This window comes from Streptomyces sp. NPDC002138, assembly GCF_040296485.1.
Taxonomy (GTDB): domain Bacteria; phylum Actinomycetota; class Actinomycetes; order Streptomycetales; family Streptomycetaceae; genus Streptomyces.
In genome coordinates this window covers 186,268-205,652 of record NZ_JBEOXE010000002.1, presented here as the reverse complement: position 1 = coordinate 205,652, position 19,385 = coordinate 186,268, and the positions used below count along the sequence as shown (strand labels likewise).

Genomic DNA, 19,385 nt, shown 5'->3' with positions numbered 1-19,385 from the left:
TTCTGCGGAGGTGGCTCAGTCGCTGCTGTCCGGGGACGGAATGCCGACAACTGCCACGTCCGTGCCCTGCGCGCGCAGGGCACGGACGGCCTGGAGCAGTGACACCTGGGCGAACGTGAACAGGTTCTCCGTCGTCAGGGCCTTGCCGCTCTTGAGGGAGATGGCGTAGACGACCTTCCTCGGGGTGAAGTCCTCGCCTACGGCGCGCCCTGGCTGCCGTTCCCGCACCCGCCGGGTGAACTCGGCGCGCGCCTCCGCGTCGTAGCGCAGGGCGTCGGCGGAGATCCTGCCCTGGGCGAAGAGGTGGCTGAGCGGCGCCGAGGAAGCGGCCCTCTTGACGTGGATCAGGGTCCCGTCCTGGCCGAGCAGGTCCGCGGCCTCGAAACCGTGCGGATGCTGGGCGGTCCGGATCAGCTGACGGTCCAGGCAGAGGTAACCGTGCTTCGCTGCCTCCAGGTTGTACTCCTCCTCTGTTGTCAGGTCGCTCGTCCAGGCCGGCAGCGGACAGGTCGTCGGCGCGGTGAGGAGGGTATCGACCTCGCTCCGGAGGCCCTCCAGGTACTGGTCCCCGATCTCGAACCAGCGCCCCTCGTGGTGGAAGTAGCGGCTTGAGCCGAGCGGGATCTCGGCCGTGATCCACTTGCTGGCCTTCACCTGGGCACTCACAGGGTCGGCGCCCTCCACATCTCGGTGCATCTGTATGTAGCCCGCTGACAGGGCCTCCAGGCGGCTGCCGGGCGGAATGCCGTCGAGCAGCTCCAGAATGTCGTCGATGCCGGGGGAGGGAATCAGACGGCGGACGGACCCGACCTTCACCTGGTAGGAGAGCGCGGCATCCTCCTGGTCGAGGCAGGTCGCAGGGACGGCCAGAGCCAGGGAGCCGGTGTCCACCGAGGAGCCCAGCAGGTCGTCGAGACGGGCCTCCAGGACGCCGCGTCGCGGGTCCGCGCTCTTGAGTGGCCGAACGCGGGCGATGGCCTCGAACTCCGGCGCGGGAGAGCGGCGAGCGAGGATCTCCCGGATCTCGGTGAGGTCGTGCACCAGGTCCTCGGGTCGCGCACCGAGATGGATCTTCAGGGAGTCCGTGCCGGCGACCTGAGCCGTTCGCCGGCTGTGCTTCCCGATCATGAGTTCCGTCGAGCTCAGAGTCCCGACCAGCTGGCTCACCACCTCTCCGTACTCCTCGATGGGGAACGCGCGGATGTGCTGACCCTGGGCGGCCGAGCTTCGGTCCGTGCGGCCTCTGGCGTCCATCAGGCTGTGCGTGACCTGGCGGATGGCGTCCGGCTGCGCGGCGCGCAGGACGAAGTCGAAGCCGAAACCGGGGGAAATCCTGCTCTGGTCGAGCAAGAGGTGCCCCATGCCGAAGGTGAGGGCGAAGACATCGTCGGCGACGGGGAGCAGCAGGGCGCACGCCGATGTGCGGTTCTCCACGGACGGCTTCCGCCCCGTGAGGGTGTGCACGGCCGAGGTCCAGTCGGGCGGCCGGTGGAGCCCGATCACCCCGTGGCACAGGAGCGCCGGGGTATCCCCGGCGGTCACGTCCTCGGCGACGAAGGAGTGATCGCGTTCGTATCTGGCGTTGAGCGCGGCGCGCAGGTCCGCGGGGGACGTGCCCGTGTCCCGAAGCAGGTAGAGGGTGCTGCGCCGGGTCTTGGGGGCGGTGGGGCGCGGGGTGAGGGTCGAGCCGAACGGCATGAGGACTCCCGGAGCGGTGAGGTGAGCCTGACGCTAACGACATCAAGTAGATGCACCAATGAAAGCACTGTCAAACATGTATCGCCGTCCAGGTTGTGGTGTAGGGTGTGAGCTGTCTGCCCCAAGGAGAGGTGTCGTCCGGTCATGCCCGAGACAACAGCGCACGTGACAGCCGCGGAGATTTCCCGCATCGCCGGTGTCACCCGGGCCACCGTCAGCAACTGGCGCCGACGGCATGCCGACTTCCCCGCTCCGTCCGCCGGCACCGACACCAGCCCGCTCTACGACCTCGGGGCGGTCCAGGGGTGGCTCGGCTCCCGTGGGCACGCGCAAGCCGCCGACGCCCGGGAGGAACTGCGCACCGCGATGCGCCTCCAGGTACCCGACCCGGACAGGACGGCCAGCCACATCGGCTTCGTCCTCGCCGTCGCTCACCACTCCTCGGACGCGCCGGCCGGACTCGCCGACCTCACGGACTCCGAGCTCGCCGCTCGGGCCGCTGAAGCGGTGGCTGAGTATCCGGCCTCGCTCCCCGGCGCGACGCCCACACATCCCTTGTTCTCGGCGTCCGATGGGCCGACCCTGCGCGCGCTCCTCCGCTGCGTACGTGAGGAAGGCGGTCCGGCCGCGCTCGCGGTCCTCGCGGAAAGAGAACTGGAGGACAGCGCCGCGACCGGCGTCTACGGGACTCCCGAACCCTTGGCGCGCCTGGTCGCGGAACTGCTCCCCGCAGAGGTCGCGCGCGTGCTGGACCCTGCCTGCGGCAGTGGCACGCTTCTGGCAGCCGCCGCTGGACGCGGCGCCACTACCCTCCTCGGCCAGGACTCCGTACCCGTTCAGGCCCAGCGCGCCACGGCCGGGCTGAGCCTCGCCGCGCCACAGGCCGAAGTAGCCGTACGCATCGGGGACAGCCTGCGCGCGGATGCCTTCGCCGGCCTGACGGCGGATGCCGTGGTGTGCAACCCGCCGTACGGAGATCGCGACTGGGGCCACGACGAGCTCGCCTACGACCCGCGCTGGGCGTACGGAGTGCCGGGCCGGTTGGAGTCCGAGCTCGCCTGGGTGCAGCACTGCCTCGCCCACCTCAGCCCCGGAGGCTGGGCCGTACTGATCCTGCCGCCCGCCACGTCCTCCCGCCCCTCCGGGCGCCGGGTGCGGGCGGAGCTGGTGCGCGGAGGCGCCGTACGGGCCGTACTGGCCCTCCCGGCCGGGGCTGCGCCGCCGCTGCACGTGGGCTTGCAGCTGTGGGTACTGCGCCGGCCCGAGCCGGGCGGCCCGGAGCGCAAGTCCGTCCTGTTCGTCGACGCGGCCGGGTCTCCCTCGCCGGGCGCCGGGGTCCAGGAGTCGGACTCCCTGCATACCGGCACTTCGCGTACGGGCGCCTCGCGTACGGGTTCTTCCCGGACCCCGATCGACTGGGCCGGCCTGACGGCCCGGACTCTCGCACACTGGGAAGCTTTCACCGCCGATTCGGACGGATTCGCCGCCGAGTCCGGCGCGGCGCGCGCGGTCCCCGTGGTCGACCTCCTCGACGACCTCGTCGACCTCACCCCCGCCCGCCAGGTCCACGCTTCCCGTACGGATGTCGACCCGGCCGAGCTGTCCGCCCGTACGCACACCAGCCGCCGGGAGCTGACCGAAGCCGCCAAGTCCCTCCTCCGTGCGGCGGACCTGACCGGCTGGAGCGAACCCGGTCCGTTGGCCCGCGAATGGCGTACGGCGACCGCCTCCGACCTCGTCCGAGGCGGCGCCCTGACCCTGCTTCGCACGGTCCCGGACCCGAAGGGCGCTGAGCCTGACGGTGTTCCCGCCGCCCCGCTGCTACCAGTAGTCCTCACCGCCGGGGACATCGCGCGCGGCACCGGCCCGACCGGTACCTCGGCCGAACTCCGCTCCGAGATCGCACCTGTGATCGCCGTGGGCGACGTCCTCGTACGGGGGATCGCGGCCGGTACCGGCCCGATGGCTCGGGTCGCCGACGAGGTGGACGCGGGCGCGCTCCTCGGCCCCCATGTCCACCTGCTCCGGCCGGACCCGACCCGCCTGGATCCCTGGTTCCTGGCCGGATTCATCGACGCGGCAGACAACCTCGCCGGGGCCGCTACGGGCAGCACGGTCCGCCACGTCGTACCGGGCCGGCTACGGATCCCCCTCCTTCCACTGGACGAACAACGCCGCTACGGCGAGGCGTTCCGCCACGTCCACGAACTTCGGACGCGGGCCCGGAGAGCGGCCTGGCTCGCGGAGGAGACGGCCGCCCTGCTGACCGGCGGCCTCACGGGCGGCGCACTGATCCCGACCGCGGCCGTGGCCGCCACCGATCCGGCCTGAACCGCACCTGAACCTCGTACAGAGCGACCAAACTTGTCCGCACCCGCGCCGGTTGGGCGGGACGGTCCGGAAGGAAACCGGGGAACCCCTTGAACAGCAGTAAGCACACGGAACTGGCGAACCACGCCTGGTCCGTCGCAGACCTCCTGCGCGGCGACTACAAGCAGTCCGATTACGGCAAGGTCATCCTGCCGTTCACTGTGCTGCGCCGCTTGGAATGCGTCCTGGAGCCGACCCGGGCGCAGGTCTCGGAGGTCGCGGCTCAGTACAAGGACCTGGACATCGACCCGGACTACTTCCTGCGCAAGGCATCGGGGCACTCGTTCTATAACAAGAGCGACCTGACGCTGAAGAAGATCGCGGCGGATCCGCAGAGCGCGGCGAAGAACCTCCAGATCTACGTGGGCGCCTTCTCGGAGAACGCCCGTGAGGTCCTTGACAAGTACGAGTTCTCTCAGCAGATCAAGCGGCTCGGCGGCGCCGACCTCCTCTACAAGGTCATCGGCAAGTTCACGGACCTGGACCTCCATCCCGAGCGCGTGCCCAACCACAACATGGGCTACATCTTCGAGGAGCTGATCCGCCGCTTCGCGGAGCAGTCCAATGAGACGGCGGGTGAGCACTTCACCCCCCGCGAGGTCATCGAGCTTATGGTCAGCCTCCTGACCGCACCCGATGGAGATGCCCTCAGCGTTCCGGGTGTGGTCCGCACAGTCATGGACCCCGCCTGTGGCACCGGTGGAATGCTGTCCGCAGCCGAGGAGCGCATTAGGAAGTACAACAAGGGCGCCACGGTGGAGGTCTACGGCCAGGAGCTCAATCCGGAGTCCTGGGCCATCTGCCGGTCCGACCTGATGATCAAGGGTCAGGACCCGGAGCACATCGCCTTCGGTAACTCCCTGAGCGACCCCGGCCAGGGACGCGAGAAGTTCGACTACCTCCTGGCCAACCCGCCGTTCGGCGTGGAGTGGAAGAAGGTCAAGGACGAGGTCGAGTACGAGCACAAGCACTTGGGCGAGGCCGGCCGCTTCGCCGTGGGCCTGCCGCGTATCAGTGACGGCTCGCTCCTCTTCCTCCAGCACATGATCTCGATGATGAAGCCGCTGGGCGTGAAGGGCGGGGGCGGCTCCCGTATCGCCATCGTCTTCAACGGCTCACCCCTCTTCAGTGGCGCGGCGGGCTCTGGCGAGTCCGAGATTCGCCGCTGGATCCTGGAGAACGACTGGTTGGAGGCGGTCGTCGCCCTGCCGGACCAACTCTTCTACAACACGGGCATTTCGACATATTTCTGGATCCTTACGAACCGCAAGGCCCCGGACCACAAGGGCAAGGTCGTCTTGCTGGACGCCCGCGACCAGTTCCAGAAGATGCGCAAGTCGCTGGGCGACAAGCGCAAGGAGCTGGGTAAGCAGCACATCGCGGACGTGACCCGCCTGTACGAGGAGGCGGTGCAGGTCGCGGCCGATCCCGCCCACCCCCTGCATGCCAAGGTCAAGGTCTTCGACAACGATACCTTCGGCTACCAGCGCATCACGGTCGAGCGCCCGCTGAAGCTCCGGTTCGAGGTCACGGAGGAGACGGCGACCGCCCTGGCCGCCGCGAAGCCGATCCAGAAGCTGGCGGACGCGGATTCCTTCGTTGCCGCCGTCCGTACCCTGCTGGGTTCGACGTGGTCGAAGAAGTCCGACGCCCTGGTCGCCCTGAAGGATGCGGTCGTCGGCGCCGGCCTCCTCTGGCCGACCGGAGCCCCCTTCGTTAAGGCGGTACGGGACACGATTGGCGTCCGAGACCCCGAGGGCGAAGTTCAGAAGATCAAGGGCGAGCCGGAACCGGACGCAGATCTCCGGGACTACGAGAACGTCCCACTGGGCGAGGACAATGAGGAGTACCTGAAGCGCGAGGTGCACCCGCACGTCCCGGACGCGTGGATCGACCACACGAAGACGAAGATCGGCTACGAGATCCCGTTCACGCGGCACTTCTACGTGTACGAGCCGCCGAGGCCGCTGACGGAGATCGACGCGGAACTAAAGGCTCTGGAGGCGGAAATTCAGGCACTGCTTGGTGAGGTGACGGAATGAGCGTTTCCTATGCGTCGCGCTGGGGTACCCGTCCACTCAAGTGGGGCGCTCTGAAGATCGGCAGCGGGAAGACGCCTGGCGGCGGATCTGAGAATTACGTGAGCGCTGGCGTTATTTTCTTGCGAAGCCAAAACGTTCATTTTGGCGGTCTCCGGCTTGACGATGTTGCCTATATCGACAGTGCGACGCACGAGGAGATGCGGAACACACGAGTAGAGCCTGGTGATGTACTTCTTAACATCACCGGGGCATCGCTCGGTCGAGTCGCTTGGGCTCCGGATGTCCTGGGTGAAGCAAATGTCAATCAGCATGTGTGCATCATTCGTCCGACAGTAGAATTCGATTCACGGTATCTGGCCTACGCGCTTGGTTCGCGCCCCGCGCAAGAGCAGATCCGCGAGCTCCAAGTCGGCGGGAATCGCGAAGGTCTGAATTTTGAGCAGGTCGGGAACCTGAATTTGCCGAGCCCGCAGATTGATGAGCAGTGCCGAATTGCCGACTTCCTCGACGCCGAGACCGCCCGAATCGGTGGCCTCATGGAGCTGCGAAAGGAGCAGTCGCGGCTATGGCGTGAGCGGAATCAATCTTTCCTTCATGCCCAGTTTGTGGGTGGATCATCGAACTGTGGACGGTCCACGTGGTTGGGGTCCTTGCCGCACGGCTGGAAAGCGCCCACCATCGGAAGAATCGCCCGATTCGCCATGGGGACTACGTTCCCCCATGAATATCAAGGCCTTAGTGAAGGGGATTTCCCTTTTATTAAAGTTTCCGATTTTCAACTGGCGGATGAGGTTGGGAACTTGGGAACTGCGGAGAACTGGATCACGCGCGACACTGCTCGGAGGCTTGGGGCGCGGATTGTACCCAGTGGCTCCATCCTCTATGCGCGAGTAGGGGCAGCTCTATTGCTCAACCGTCGTCGTGTGACAACCCGGCCAGCGATCATCGATGATAATGTGCGCGCGATTAGTTTCGCCGATGGGGAACCGCACTACTGGAGAGCCGTACTGTCCCTCTTGGATATGGGGCAGCTTGCCAATCCCGGACCTGTTCCTTCGATCGGTGAGGGCCAAGTGGCTTCAGTTCGCGTACCGACTCCCCCAATGGATAAGCAATTGGCCATTGCGGAACTTGTGCAAAGCAATCAGAGAAATCTCCACCACGTCAATGCAGCTATCGAGTGCCAGATGGGTCTGCTTGCCGAGCGCCGCCAAGCGCTCATCACCGCCGCCGTCACCGGCCAGTTCGACGTGTCCACCGCCAGTGGGCGGAACGTAACGGAGGGAATCACCGCATGAGCGCCGTCCATGACGAGTCCGCCTTCGGCTCCGCGATAGTCGCCGCGCTCACCCAGCGCGGCTGGCGCGAGGCCAGCCGCGCCGGCTACCAAGCCGACCTCGGCTTGGACACCCAGGAGCTCTTCGAGTTCATCGGCAAGACCCAGGCCGAGGAGTGGCACGAGCTCCGCACCATCTACGGCGATGCCAACGAGGCGCAGCGCGGCTTTGCCCGCCGCCTCGACCAGGCCATTGCCAACGATGGCCTGCTCCACGTCCTCCGCAACGGCGTCAAGGACCGGGGCGTACTCGTTCGGGTGGCCTACTTCAAGCCAAACCTGGTCCCCGATGACTCCGTCCTCGACGGCTACCGGGCCAACCGCCTCACCGTCGTCCGCGAGCTGATCTACGCCACCAAGCAGCTCGACTGGAACCACAAGCTCGACCTCACCCTGTTCCTGAACGGCATCCCCGTCGCCACCGCCGAGCTCAAGAATCCGCTCACCGGGCAGGGCGTCGAGCACGCCATCAATCAATACCGCACCGACCGCGACCCGACCGAGCTGATCTTCACCCGCCGGGTCGTCGCGAACTTCGCAGTCGATCCCGACCTGGTCTTCGTCGCGACCGCCCTCAAGGGCAAGAACACCCGCTTCCTCCCCTTCAACACCGGCTCCGAAGGCCCCGGCCGCCCCGGAGGCGCCGGAAACCCGGCCCCCACTGCCTTCGGTCAGTACGCGACCTCCTACCTCTGGGAGCAGGTCTGGGCCCGGGACAACTGGCTCGACCTCCTCCAGCGCTTCGTCCACCAGGCCAAACCGAAGGCGAAGACCCCCGGCGGTGGAGCCGCCACCCGCACCACGATCTTCCCGCGCTACCACCAGTGGGACGTGGTCAAGAAGATCACCGCCCACGCCGCCGCCCACGGCGCCGGGCAGGACTACCTGATCATGGCCTCCGCCGGCTCCGGCAAGTCCAACACCATCGGATGGCTCGCCCACCGCCTCTCCGACTTGCACGCCGACACCGACCCCCGCACCCTCAACACCGAGGCCCTGACCGCCGGACTCATCAAGCCGGGCGAACCCGTCTTCGACAAGGTCATCGTCATCACCGACCGCCGGAACCTGGACGCCCAGCTCCGCGAGACGGTCGGCAGCTTCTCCCAGACGGACGGCCTGGTCGTCAAGATCGACGAGAAGCACGGGGCCAAGAGCGAACAGCTCGCCCGAGCCCTCTCGCGTGACACCGGCAAGATCGTCACGGTCACCCTGTACTCGTTCCCCGCGCTGCTCGACTACATCCAGCGCAACCCGACCGAGATCAAGGGCACCACCTTCGCGATCATCGTGGACGAGGCCCACTCCTCCCAGTCGGGGGACGCGGCCACCTCCGTACGTGCCGCCCTCCGCGACCTCGGCCTGGACTCCGACTCCGAGGACGCTGGCGCGACCACGCTCACCGTCACCGAGCAGCTCAAGAAGAAGGCCGAGGACCGCTCCAAGGCCGCCAACCTCTCCTACTTCGCCTTCACCGCCACCCCCAAGGCCAAGACGCTCGAACTCTTCGGCACCGCCGACCAGGTCGACGGCAAGGCGGCCTACCGCCCGTTCCACACGTACTCCATGCGCCAGGCCATCGAGGAAGGGTTCATCCTCGACCCCCTGCGCAACTACGTCACGTACGGCACGTACTGGAAGCTGGTCAACCAGAACCGCGACGAGCTGGAGGTCGACCCCTCCAAGGCGAACTCCCTCCTCGCCCGGTACGCGCTCACCCACGACTCGACCGTCTCCCAGCACGCCCAGGTGATCGTCGAGCACTTCGTCACCCACACCCGGGGCCGGCTCGGCGGGCGCGCCAAGTCCATGGTGGTGACCGCCTCCCGGCACTCGGCCGTCCAGATGGCGCGCGCCATCAAGAGCTACATCGAGGACCGCGACTACCACACCAGGTATCCGGACCTCGGAGTCCTCGTCGCCTTCTCCGGTTCGCTCACCATCGACGGGGACGAGACCACCGAGCCGAAGGAGAACGGCGGCATCGCCGAGAGCGCGCTGCCCAAGGCGTTCGGCTACACGCGCGCCGACGACAAGGCGGTGAAGGCCGGCGCGAAGGGTCAGCGGGAGTACAAGATCCTGGTGGTCGCCGAGAAGTACCAGACCGGTTTCGACCAACCCCTGTTGACGACGATGTACGTCAACAAGAAGCTGACCGGCATCTCGGCCGTCCAGACCCTCTCCCGGCTGAACCGCACCGCCGAACGCAAGTCGCAGGCCGACCTCGCCGTCCTGGACTTCACCAACGACGCCGAGGATATCAAGGAGGCCTTCCGCCCGTATTTCGAGCAGACGGAAACCCTCCCCTCGGACCCCAATCTCCTCTACACCGCCCAGAGCCGGGTCATGTCGGCGCCGATCATCTCCGAGGCGGAGATGGACGAGTTCGCCACTGCCTACTTCGAGGCGAAGGAGAAGGCGGCGGGTTCCCAGGCCAAGTGGGAGAAGCTGCACGCCGAGCTGTACCGGCAGCTCTCCCCGGCCGTCACCCGCTACGAGGCCCTCCGCGACAACGACGATGACGAGGACGAGGTCAAGACGGCCGAGGACTTCCGCGCCGACCTCAACGACTACGTCCGCAAGTACGGCTTCCTCGCCCAGATCGTCCCGTACCACGACCCCGACCTGGAGAGGCTGCACCTCTACGGCCGCTACCTCCTCACCCGGCTCCGCGGCCGCACCGACGGCGGCGTGGACATCGGCGAGGTGGACCTCAGCCACCTGCGGGTCCAGAAGACCGGCGAACATGACGTCTCCCTCACCCCCGAGGGGTCCGCGACGCTGCCGGGCTTCGGCGAGGGCGAAGGCGGAGCCAAGGAGGCCGAGAAGTCGCTCCTGTCGGAACTGATCGAGAAGTTCAACGCCAAGTTCGGTACGGACTTCACCGAGCAGGACGTCATCCGTCCCTTCGAGGAGGCCAAGGCCGACGCGAAGGTACGGGCCGCCGCCGTCGTCAACGACGAGGACAATTTCGGGAAGGTGTTCGACAAGGTCTTCGCCGACAAGATGGCCGACCACATCGACACCATCGCCGGCATCGGCCGCCAGTACTTCGGCGCCGACCGGAACTTCAAGTCCAGCCTCGACCGCAGCGCCCGCCGCGCCGCGTGGCGGATGATCCGCCGCGAGGAGGGCGTGGACGACGCCGCGTAGTGGTCGGCGCGGGCCCGCGTACACCGTCACGGTGTACGCGGGCCTCGTGCCGCGCTCGGCTAAATCCGGGGCTCGGCCGCCAGCTCCACGAACCCGGCCCAGGCGGCGGGTCCCACGGTCAGTACGGGTCCGGTGAGCCGCTTGGAGTCCCGTACGTGCACGGCGCCGGACGCGGCGGCCACCTCGACGCACTCGCCGCCACCGCCGCCGCTGTAGCTGCTCTTGAACCATGCCGATTCCGCCACCTTGGGTGCGGTGCGACGCATGCTCATCTCTCTCCCAGCAGTTTCTCGACGAAGGCCATCGACTCGCTCGGCGTCAGGGCCTGTGAGCGCAGGATGCCATAACGGGCTTCCAACTCACGGACCTTGCCCGTCCCGGTGTACAGGCGACTGTCGTCCTGGACCTCGGTATAGGCGATGCGCTGGCCGTTCGCGGCGTCGATCAGATTGAACGGCCCGCTCAACCCGGCGTGGTCCTCGCGGTCGGTGGGCATGACCTGGATCTCGATGTTCCGTTCCTGGCCCACGAGAAGGATCTGCTCCAGCTGGCCGCGCAGCACCTCCTGCCCGCCGATCGGCTTGCGCAGCACCACTTCCTCGATGACGAAGCTCAACAGCGGGGCGGGGCGCCGACCGAAGATCTGCTGCCGCGCGAGACGCGATTCAAGGCGCTGTTCAATGACGGCGTCATCGAGCAGCGGGCGCTGCATCCGGAAGACCGCCCGCGCGTACTCCTCTGTCTGCAGAAGGCCGGGGACGGCGAGCGCGGCGTACACGCACAGGGCGAGCGCCGACGCCTCAAGCCGGGCCGCGTCCCGGAAGAAAGCCGGGTACTGCGCCCGCGCGACCTCCTCCTTCAGCACCTTCGACATGCCACCCGCGTCCAGCACGTCATCCGCCTTGTCGATGAACCCGGGCGGCGGGATCCGCCTGCCTTGCTCGAACGAGGCCACCGACTGCGCCGCGTACCCCACCAGCTTCCCGAACTCCGCCCGCTCCAGCCCGGCCCGGATCCGCAACAGCTTCAGCTGCCGCCCGAACGCCGTCACCACGCCCTGACCCGGTTCCTCCTCCGGGCGCTGCCCCACCGGCTCCCGCTCGGACCCGTCATCGTCCGCCATCGCCGTCACCCTTCCGCACACGTACAGGGCGTCAGCGCCCCGCGTACAAGCCGAACACGACGGCGCGTCACCCGTGGCCACGCTACGCCCACCGCGATCCACCGTGGAGTCATGACGAGCAACCCCACCCACGCCACTCCCACCACCCAACCCCCGCACCCCACCCACCACTTCGAGATGCGTTTCAGCTCCACCCCGCGCGGCGCCCGCCTTGCCCGCCGACTGTGCGGCGAGCGGCTGCACGCCTGGGGCGTCCCCTATGGCACCGAGGCGCACGACACGCTCACCCTGCTCGTGGCCGAACTCGCCCCGAACGCCGTTCGTCACGGCCGCGTCCCCGGCCGGGACTTCCGCGTACGGCTCACCGCCCACCACCCCGCGACCGTACGCGTCGAGGTCACCGACACCCGCGGTGAACGCCTCCACGAGCCCGCCACCCGCCCACCGGGCCCGGACCGTACCGACGGGCGCGGTCTGCTCCTGGTGGCGGCCCTCGCGGACCGATGGGGGTGGCACTTCCGCCCCGGAGGGACCCCCGGCAAGACCGTATGGGCCGAGTACGGCTACACCCGACCGGACCGCGACGCCAGGGACCCTTCTCGGCCATAGCCGACGTACCCGCCCAACTTCACTGGACGGAAGATCGCCGCGCCCCGCAGACTGGTTCCGGAACGTCGGGCCGGCCGACACCACCCGTACACGTACGCCGGCGCGCGGACGCGACGGGGGCGGAGCAAGGTGTCGCAGCAGGTGATCGCCGGGAGGTACGAACTCCTGGAGGAAATCAGCCACGGTGGCATGGGTGACGTCTGGCGCGGCTATGACGCCGTGCTGGACCGGCCCGTCGCGGTGAAGCTCATCCGACAGCAGGCGGTCACCTCACCCCAGCTCGCCGAGGAGTTCGCCAAGAGGTTCCGGCGCGAGGCACGGATCACCGCCCGGATCCAGCACCCGGGCGTACCTCAGGTGTACGACGCGGTGCTCGACGACACCCAGGAGCGGCTGTTCCTCGTCATGGAACTGGTCGAGGGCGTCCAGCTGTCCGGCTATGTGGACCCGGCCCGCCCGTTGCCGGTGAGCTGGGCCGTGGCCGTGGTCGCCCAGGTGGCCACGGTCCTTTCGCACGCCCACGAGGTGCCGGCCATCCACCGGGACCTCAAACCGGGCAACATCCTCGTCGCCCGCGACGGGACGGTGAAGGTCCTCGACTTCGGCATCGCCGCCATCCTGCGCACCGACGCGACCAAGCTCACCGCTACCGGGACGCCCATCGGAACCTCCCAGTACATGGCGCCCGAGCAGGTCCGCGGTGGCCGCATCACCCCGCAGACGGACCTGTACGCGCTCGGGTGCGTGCTGCACGAACTGCTCAGCGGGCGGGTGCTGTTCCAGGCAGACAGCGAGTTCCTGCTCATGTACCAGCACGTCACCGGAGCCCCGGCCCCGTTGCGGCAGCTGCGTCCCGAGGTGCCGACCGCGCTGGAGGAGCTCGTCCTGCACCTGCTGCGCAAGGCCCCCGAAGCGCGGCCCGCCGACATCCAGGAGGTGTACGAGCGACTTCGGCCCTTCCTCCCCGGGGCCGGCCAGGCACCGGCACCCGACGAGGCCGGGCCGGCCGGTGCGCCCGACCCGACCGGGCTGTTCCGCAACCCGTACGCTCCCCTCGCCCGGCCTCAGAGTGCGCGGGGTGTGGCCGGCGGCCCTGTGCCGGAGGTCCAGGTCGCCGGGCCCCTCCCCGTACCGGCCGAGATGCGGGCCGAGATCAAGGACGCGTACGCGCACTCGGCCGCCCTCCTGGAGGAGGAGCGGTTCGCGCAGGCCGCCGAGGTGCTGAGCGAGGTCATCGAACCGGCCGCCCGCCTGCTCGGCACGGAGAGCCGGCCCGTGCTGGAGCTGCGCACCCAGCGGGCAGCCATCCAGCTCCTCGGCGGTGACTACCGCACCGCCCTGCCCGAATTCGCCGCGCTGGCCGACGCTTACGGCCGCATCAACGGCCCCACCAGCGAACAGGCCCGCGCATGCCGGGCTCAGGCCGCCCGCTGCCGCGCCGAACTCGGCCAGGTGACGGAGGCCCTCGCCACGCTGCAAGCGGTGCTGGGCATCGTCCGGTCCGTCGACAGCGACGCGAGCGAGGAAGCCATCGAGCTGCGCCGCGACATCGGCATGCTGCTGCTCGCGCAGGGCCGGACGGCCGAGGCCCGCGCCCTGCTTGAACCACTCCACGCCGATCTTGTTCTGGTCTACGGGCCCGGGGACGAGATGACGGCGGAGATCGCCGAGGCCCTGACCTTGATCCGCCTCGACCTCGACGGGACGGAAGAAAGTTGATCAACCTGCGGGACATGGTTGATCGTGTGGAGTTCCCTCGGCCGTACTGGGTTGAGGAAGAAGAGGCTGATGGAAGGGCAAGGCGATGACCGGGAAGAAGGCCGCAGGCGGGGGTGAGAGCGTCGCGCTCCAAGTGCGCCAGGTGGAGCAAGCACTCCGGAGCGTCTACGTGGACCCGGGCCTCCTCCACGTCGGTGACCTGGAGGACAAGTCGCCTCGGGAACGTGAACCGCGCCTGCTGTCCAGGGCGCTGACCGCGCAAGCCGTCCGCATGGTCACCGGCTTCAGCCCGCAGGAAGCCGCGGACACCGTCATAGACGGCATCGCCGACCAGGGCATCGACGCTATCGCGGTGGTGGACGGACCCGACCCGCACATCTACCTCGTCCAGGCGAAGTGGAGCCAGTACGGGAAGGCCAAGAGCGAGCGGGATGCCGTCCTCGAACTGCTGGCGGGCCTGCGCCTCATCGACGACGAGGACTTCTCGCCGTTCAACCCGCGCGGGCGCCAGCTGGCGGAGCAGGCGAAGGCCGTCATGTCGAAGGGGCCCGTGCCCGTCACGCAGGTCGTCGTCCTCATGCGCACGGACGAGGTCATCGAAGGCTTCAGGCACGCGCTGGTCAACGGGGAGAAGGAGTTCAACCGGTTCGGTGAACTCCTCGACCACCGAATCATCCTCGCCCCAGACGTATGGGCTTCGGTGCGGGAGGACCTGGCTCCCAAGCCGGTAGAGCTCACGACCGTCCTCTTTCCCTGGTTCGGGGTCAGCACCCCCTACGACTCCTACCAGGGCGTGGTCTCGGCGGAGCACGTCGCCGAATGGGCCGCGCACGGGTCCAACCTGTTCAACCTCAACATCCGAAACCCGTTGGGCAGGACCTCGATCAACAACGAGCTGATCGAAACACTCACGGAAGAGCCGGCCCACTTCCTCTACTTCAACAACGGCATCACCGTCCTGTGCGAGTCCGTGGAGAAGACCTATCAGTCGATGCGGACGCCCCACGCATACCCGCTGACGCTCAAGCTCCACAACGCCAGTGTCGTGAACGGCGCCCAGACCGTCCGATCCGTGGCAGACGCGATCGCCGCCGACGAAGGGGCGGCATCCGCGCAGGTTCCCGTACGGATCATCGTGACGGGCAAGGCCGTCGACTTCGCCAAGAGGGCCACCCAAGCCACCAATCGGCAGAACCGGGTGGAAGCACGCGACTTCATCACGCTCGACCCCGTACAGGCCGCCATCCTGGAGGAGATGCGGGCCGAACTCGGACTCGACTACAGCGTCCGACGCGGCGAACTGGAGCCTCCGGAGGCCACCGGCTGCTCGGTGGTCGAGGCGGCGTGCGCCCTGGCATGCGCGCACCCCGACAGCCAGTACGCGGCCCGTATGGCCACCACCCTCGACGTCCTGTGGGAGCGCGGCTCCCAGGGCATCTACGACGTCCTCTTCCGGCCCCAGCCGGGGGTATATCTCCTGTGGAACAGCGTGCGGGTCCTGCGCGCCGTACGCAGTGCCCTTCACGCCCTGCGCCCGCGCTACGAGGGGCGGGGCGCCGCCCTCATCGACAACGGGGCTTACCTGCTGGCCCACCTGGTCTTCCAGCGCCTGGACACCGAATCGATCGACGAACCGGACCCTCAGCTCGAATGGTCGGCCGAAGCCCTCCCGCGCGTGCCCGACCTGATCAAGGAACTGCTTCCCGCCGTCGCCGCCGTCATCGACGAGCTGTACGGCGAGCGATCACAGATCCGTGGGGTGTGCGCGGACGTCGCCCGCGCCCGCGAAGTCGCCGGCCGGGTCCTCGCCGGTGCCGCAGACCCGCAGGACCGGGTCACGCGCGACAAATACCGGCGGATCCCGACCCAGCGCAAGCCCCGACGTCCCAACGCCGTGCATGTGCTCATCGACCAGGGAGTGCTGGAGGAAGGCGACCCGCTGACCCTCACCACCGCGTATCCGATGGAAGCGGATGCTCTCCGGGACTGGCTCGCCCAGGACGAGAAGCGCTCTCGTGCGACCTGGGCGAAGCACCGGACCAAGCCGGTCCTGTGGGCGGCCGACGGCAAGCGGTACTCGCCCTCCGGACTGATCACCCACATGTGGAAGCTCGCCGAATGGGAGGAACGACCCGTGGCGAACCAGGGCACAGCCCGATGGGTTGCCCCCACCGGCGAGACGCTCGCTGATCTTGCCTGGCGAGTCCTCAACGGGCTCGAAGAGCCCGGGCTGGGCTCCGAAGACGACTGACGCACGAGGGCGAGGCGTGCGCTCGGCTGCCCGCCTCGCAGCCTGTGAGGAGAACCACCGACCCTATGCCCCGCCTCGCCTTCGACATCGCTTTCTGCGCGCAGCTCCCCAAGCTTCAGGGGACCGTCCGACAAGGGGTGTTCGACGCCTGGGAGAAATTCGAACGGCTGACTCTGGACCAGCTGTTCAAGGACCCCGGTCTGAAGCTGGAGTCCCTCGAAGGGGATCGTGACCGGCACATCCGGACCATCCGGATCGACCGGGGCGCCCGTGGTGTCGTGCTCGTGCCCGACAGCGGGGACACGTACGTCCCGCTGCGGGTGCTTCCGCACGACAAGGCCAACGCCTGGGCGGTCAAGCAGAAGGCAAGCATCAATACCGTTACCCAGGCCGTCGAGATCCGTGACATCGCCGTCCTGGAAGAACTCACCCCTGCCTACGAACGGGTGGCGCCCGAACCCGCGCAACGCCTCTACGCCGCGTTCTCCGACGGGGACCTGGCCGCCCTGGGCATCGACGAGACCACCCTGCACCAGGCACGGGTCCTGACCACTCTCGAACAGCTGGAGGCGTTCGCGCCCTTCTTCCCCCAGGACCAGCGCGAGGTTCTGGAGTACCTCGCGTCAGGATTCACGGTGGAGGAGGTGTGGCGGGACGTGGTGGCGCTCAACCTGGCCGCCACTGCCGGCGCGGAACTCGTGAACCCGACCGACTACGACTCCGCGATCCGCCGCACCCGTACCCGCATTGCCCTGGTCACCGGCTCCGAGGAGCTCCGCGAGATCCTCGACAAGCCGTTCGCCGCGTGGCGGGTCTTCCTCCACCCCTCCCAGCGCAAGGTGGCCTACCGGCCCTCCTACTCAGGACCGGCCCAGGTCACCGGGGGCCCTGGTACGGGGAAGACGGTCGTCGCCCTCCACCGTGTACGGCACCTGCTCGGCCACCTCCGCGACGGCGACCGCATTCTGCTCACCACCTATACCAACGCGCTGGTGGCGGCCCTGCGTGTCGGGCTCGCCGAGTTGGTCGACGACGAGACGCTCCGGGACCGGGTGGACATCATGACCGTCGACGCGTTCGCTGGGCGTGTGGTGTCCACCTCCCGCAGGCCGTTGCGCGGGAATGAGGAAGCGGGCCGCTGGCAGCGGGCTGCCCAGGCGGCCGGATTCACCGGGAGTCCGCAGTTCCTCGCCCAGGAGTTTCGGCACGTCGTCCTCGCCCAGAACCTCCGCACGTACGAACAGTACGAAGCCGCCGAGCGGAAAGGACGCGGCAGTGCGCTGCCGCCTTCCGCCCGGCCTCCGGTGTGGCGCGCAGTCGAGGAATTCACCGCCCGACTCACCTCCGACGGGCTGCGGACCTTCCTCGGGACCTGCGTCGAGGCCGCGGATCTGCTGGAGCGATCCGGACCGCGCTACCGGCACATCATGATCGACGAAGCCCAGGATCTGCATCCTGCCCAGTGGCGGCTCCTCCGCGCCGCCGCTCCGGTCCGCCCCGACGACTTGTTCATCGCCGGCGACCCGCATCAACGGATCTACGACAGCAAGGTCTCCCTCAAGGCCGTCGGGATCAAGGTCGCGGGCCGATCGACCAAGATGCGCAAGAACTACCGCTCCACCCACGAGATCCTGAGCTGGTCCACCGCCATCTTGACCGGGCGTCCCTTCGCCGAGCTGGCGGACGACGCCCGCAACGAAACCCTGCTCGGCTACCGGTCCGCCCTGCACGGGAACGGCCCCGAAACACACGCGGCCACCTCCGTGGAGGACGAACTGGACGCGCTCGTCCGACGTGTCCGGCGATGGCTGGACACGGGGGTCGCCCCTGAGGACATCGGCGTGAGCGCCCGCTTCAACCGCACCTGCGACCAGGCAGCCGAGCGCTTGACGGCAGCTGGCATCCCCGCGCAGCGGCTGCGAGCCGACCGGCCCGCGGTGCCCGCCGCGGTGAACGTGGGCACCATGCACGCGTTCAAGGGCCTGGAGTACCGCTGCGTGGCCGTGGTCGGCGCCCATGACGGAGCCCTTCCCTACCTCAAAGCGGTGACGCCGGCGGATACGGATCGCCTCCAGCATGAGGCCGACCTTCTCGCCGAGCGCTGCCTGCTCTTCGTCGCTTGCACCCGGGCCCGCGACGGCCTGTACGTGTCCTGGGCAGGGGAGCCCAGCCCTTTCCTGCTCTCAGCCGGGCTTGGGCAGCGACGGACTGACCCGGTCCAGCAACCGTCACGCATGACGTCACGACAACAGGAGGAGGCAGGATGGGTGAACTCGCGGATCGCGTTGCCCGGTTGGAACGTGAGGTCACGGAGGCGCAAGAGGCGTTGAGAGTGGTCGAGAAAATCGACGAGGAGATCGAAAATGCCATGGATGAGATTGCAAGCGTGTCCGAGGCGCTCCTCAATCTCTCAGGGGAGCTCGACGTAGAGATCGCTGATCACAACTATTCCGCCGTCGGACGATGCGCCGACGAACTGTGGAGTCTGGTCGACAGCGAACAGGCTCTGCGTGCTGTCGACACGGTCGCGCTGTTGACTGCGGTACGAGACGGACTGGCTCTCCCGGCGGTGTCTGTAGACGCGCTCATGAGCGGTCTGAAGGGCGTCGAGGCATCGCATCCCACGCTCACCCAAGAAGAACTCGACCAAGAATTCCAGGAAGCGATGGATCGGGCCGAGAGCATCTGGAAGAAGATCTACGACGACGGCTCATGGGAGAGCGAGGACGAGCGCAAGGACCACCTTGCGGACCACATGCGTGAGGCGCAACAGGAAGCGATCTCCGACCGTGCGGAACGGGCGGGCCGCTTCTTGATGGAGCTGTGCGACCACCTCGCGGAGACTGTGTGGCCAGAGGTCACAGAAGGCCTTCGTGGGACGGACCTTCAAAGGGTGGCGCGGGCCCTGAAGGCGGCATCCATGGCAGGGAAGACGGCCCCGGCGGTGTACAAGCTTTACGAGGTAAATCTGTCGGTGCAGTACGAGTCGTCGCCTTACTCGCTCGGGGCTATGGGCGAGCAGCTGATGGCCTTCGAGTCATGGCTGGGGGTGCAGGGCAAGGGTTGACTCTGTCTTCGGGAACC

11 protein-coding genes and 1 pseudogene are annotated in these 19,385 nt (G+C 67.9%); 9 read left to right on the top strand and 3 right to left on the bottom strand.

Annotated elements, in window-relative coordinates:
* Nucleotides 1–15: 15 nt before the first annotated feature.
* Nucleotides 16–1,698 (bottom strand): DUF6119 family protein, encoded by a 1,683-nt coding sequence (locus tag ABT084_RS02020; RefSeq protein ID WP_351037705.1) that lies wholly within the window; start codon nt 1,696–1,698, stop codon nt 16–18.
* Nucleotides 1,699–1,842: 144 nt separating this feature from the next.
* Here ABT084_RS02020 and ABT084_RS02015 point away from each other — a divergent pair, with 144 nt between their 5' ends.
* From ABT084_RS02015 to ABT084_RS02000, 4 genes are all read left to right on the top strand, one after another.
* Nucleotides 1,843–4,029 (top strand): N-6 DNA methylase, encoded by a 2,187-nt coding sequence (locus ABT084_RS02015; protein WP_351037704.1) that lies wholly within the window; start codon nt 1,843–1,845, stop codon nt 4,027–4,029.
* Between the two features lie 89 nt (nt 4,030–4,118).
* Nucleotides 4,119–6,110 carry a type I restriction-modification system subunit M gene (locus tag ABT084_RS02010; RefSeq protein WP_351037703.1) on the top strand — a complete coding sequence of 664 codons (1,992 nt, stop codon included), beginning with the start codon at nt 4,119–4,121 and terminating at the stop codon, nt 6,108–6,110.
* On the top strand, nt 6,107–7,408 hold the full coding sequence (locus tag ABT084_RS02005) for a restriction endonuclease subunit S (RefSeq protein WP_351037702.1): 1,302 nt from the start codon (nt 6,107–6,109) through the stop codon (nt 7,406–7,408). Before ABT084_RS02010 ends, ABT084_RS02005 begins: the two co-directional genes overlap by 4 nt.
* Nucleotides 7,405–10,599: a type I restriction endonuclease subunit R gene (locus ABT084_RS02000; RefSeq protein WP_351037701.1), complete on the top strand. Its 3,195-nt coding sequence runs from the start codon at nt 7,405–7,407 to the stop codon at nt 10,597–10,599. Before ABT084_RS02005 ends, ABT084_RS02000 begins: the two co-directional genes overlap by 4 nt.
* 59 nt (nt 10,600–10,658) lie before the next feature.
* Here ABT084_RS02000 and ABT084_RS01995 read toward each other — a convergent pair whose 3' ends face one another.
* Nucleotides 10,659–10,871: a DUF397 domain-containing protein gene (locus ABT084_RS01995; RefSeq protein ID WP_502968810.1), complete on the bottom strand. Its 213-nt coding sequence runs from the start codon at nt 10,869–10,871 to the stop codon at nt 10,659–10,661.
* On the bottom strand, nt 10,868–11,722 hold the full coding sequence (locus tag ABT084_RS01990) for a helix-turn-helix domain-containing protein (protein ID WP_351037699.1): 855 nt from the start codon (nt 11,720–11,722) through the stop codon (nt 10,868–10,870). The genes ABT084_RS01995 and ABT084_RS01990 overlap by 4 nt, the downstream gene beginning before the upstream one ends.
* A 111-nt stretch (nt 11,723–11,833) precedes the next feature.
* On the opposite strand from ABT084_RS01990, the gene ABT084_RS01985 reads away from it, so the two are divergent.
* From ABT084_RS01985 to ABT084_RS01965, 5 genes and pseudogenes are all read left to right on the top strand, one after another.
* Nucleotides 11,834–12,331 carry an ATP-binding protein gene (locus tag ABT084_RS01985; RefSeq protein WP_351037698.1) on the top strand — a complete coding sequence of 166 codons (498 nt, stop codon included), beginning with the start codon at nt 11,834–11,836 and terminating at the stop codon, nt 12,329–12,331.
* 129 nt (nt 12,332–12,460) lie between these two features.
* Complete coding sequence (locus tag ABT084_RS01980; protein WP_351037697.1) at nt 12,461–14,050, top strand: serine/threonine-protein kinase; 1,590 nt, start codon at nt 12,461–12,463, stop codon at nt 14,048–14,050.
* An 85-nt stretch (nt 14,051–14,135) separates the two neighbouring features.
* Nucleotides 14,136–16,301: an AIPR family protein gene (locus tag ABT084_RS01975; protein WP_351037696.1), complete on the top strand. Its 2,166-nt coding sequence runs from the start codon at nt 14,136–14,138 to the stop codon at nt 16,299–16,301.
* A gap of 65 nt (nt 16,302–16,366) precedes the next feature.
* Nucleotides 16,367–18,496 (top strand): annotated as a pseudogene (locus ABT084_RS01970) (UvrD-helicase domain-containing protein); the annotation flags it as partial.
* Nucleotides 18,497–18,564: 68 nt separating this feature from the next.
* The gene (locus tag ABT084_RS01965) at nt 18,565–19,368 is read left to right on the top strand and encodes a hypothetical protein (protein ID WP_351037695.1); all 804 of its coding nucleotides are present in this window, start codon (nt 18,565–18,567) and stop codon (nt 19,366–19,368) included.
* Nucleotides 19,369–19,385 lie beyond the last annotated feature (17 nt).

Coding starts and splice junctions, on each gene's coding strand:
- ABT084_RS02020 (WP_351037705.1), bottom strand. CDS start 1,698: ATGCCGTTCGGCTCGACCCTCACCCCGCGCCCCACCGCCCCCAAGACC.
- ABT084_RS02015 (WP_351037704.1), top strand. CDS start 1,843: ATGCCCGAGACAACAGCGCACGTGACAGCCGCGGAGATTTCCCGCATC.
- ABT084_RS02005 (WP_351037702.1), top strand. CDS start 6,107: ATGAGCGTTTCCTATGCGTCGCGCTGGGGTACCCGTCCACTCAAGTGG.
- ABT084_RS02000 (WP_351037701.1), top strand. CDS start 7,405: ATGAGCGCCGTCCATGACGAGTCCGCCTTCGGCTCCGCGATAGTCGCC.
- ABT084_RS01995 (WP_502968810.1), bottom strand. CDS start 10,871: ATGAGCATGCGTCGCACCGCACCCAAGGTGGCGGAATCGGCATGGTTC.
- ABT084_RS01990 (WP_351037699.1), bottom strand. CDS start 11,722: ATGGCGGACGATGACGGGTCCGAGCGGGAGCCGGTGGGGCAGCGCCCG.
- ABT084_RS01985 (WP_351037698.1), top strand. CDS start 11,834: ATGACGAGCAACCCCACCCACGCCACTCCCACCACCCAACCCCCGCAC.
- ABT084_RS01975 (WP_351037696.1), top strand. CDS start 14,136: ATGACCGGGAAGAAGGCCGCAGGCGGGGGTGAGAGCGTCGCGCTCCAA.
- ABT084_RS01965 (WP_351037695.1), top strand. CDS start 18,565: ATGGGTGAACTCGCGGATCGCGTTGCCCGGTTGGAACGTGAGGTCACG.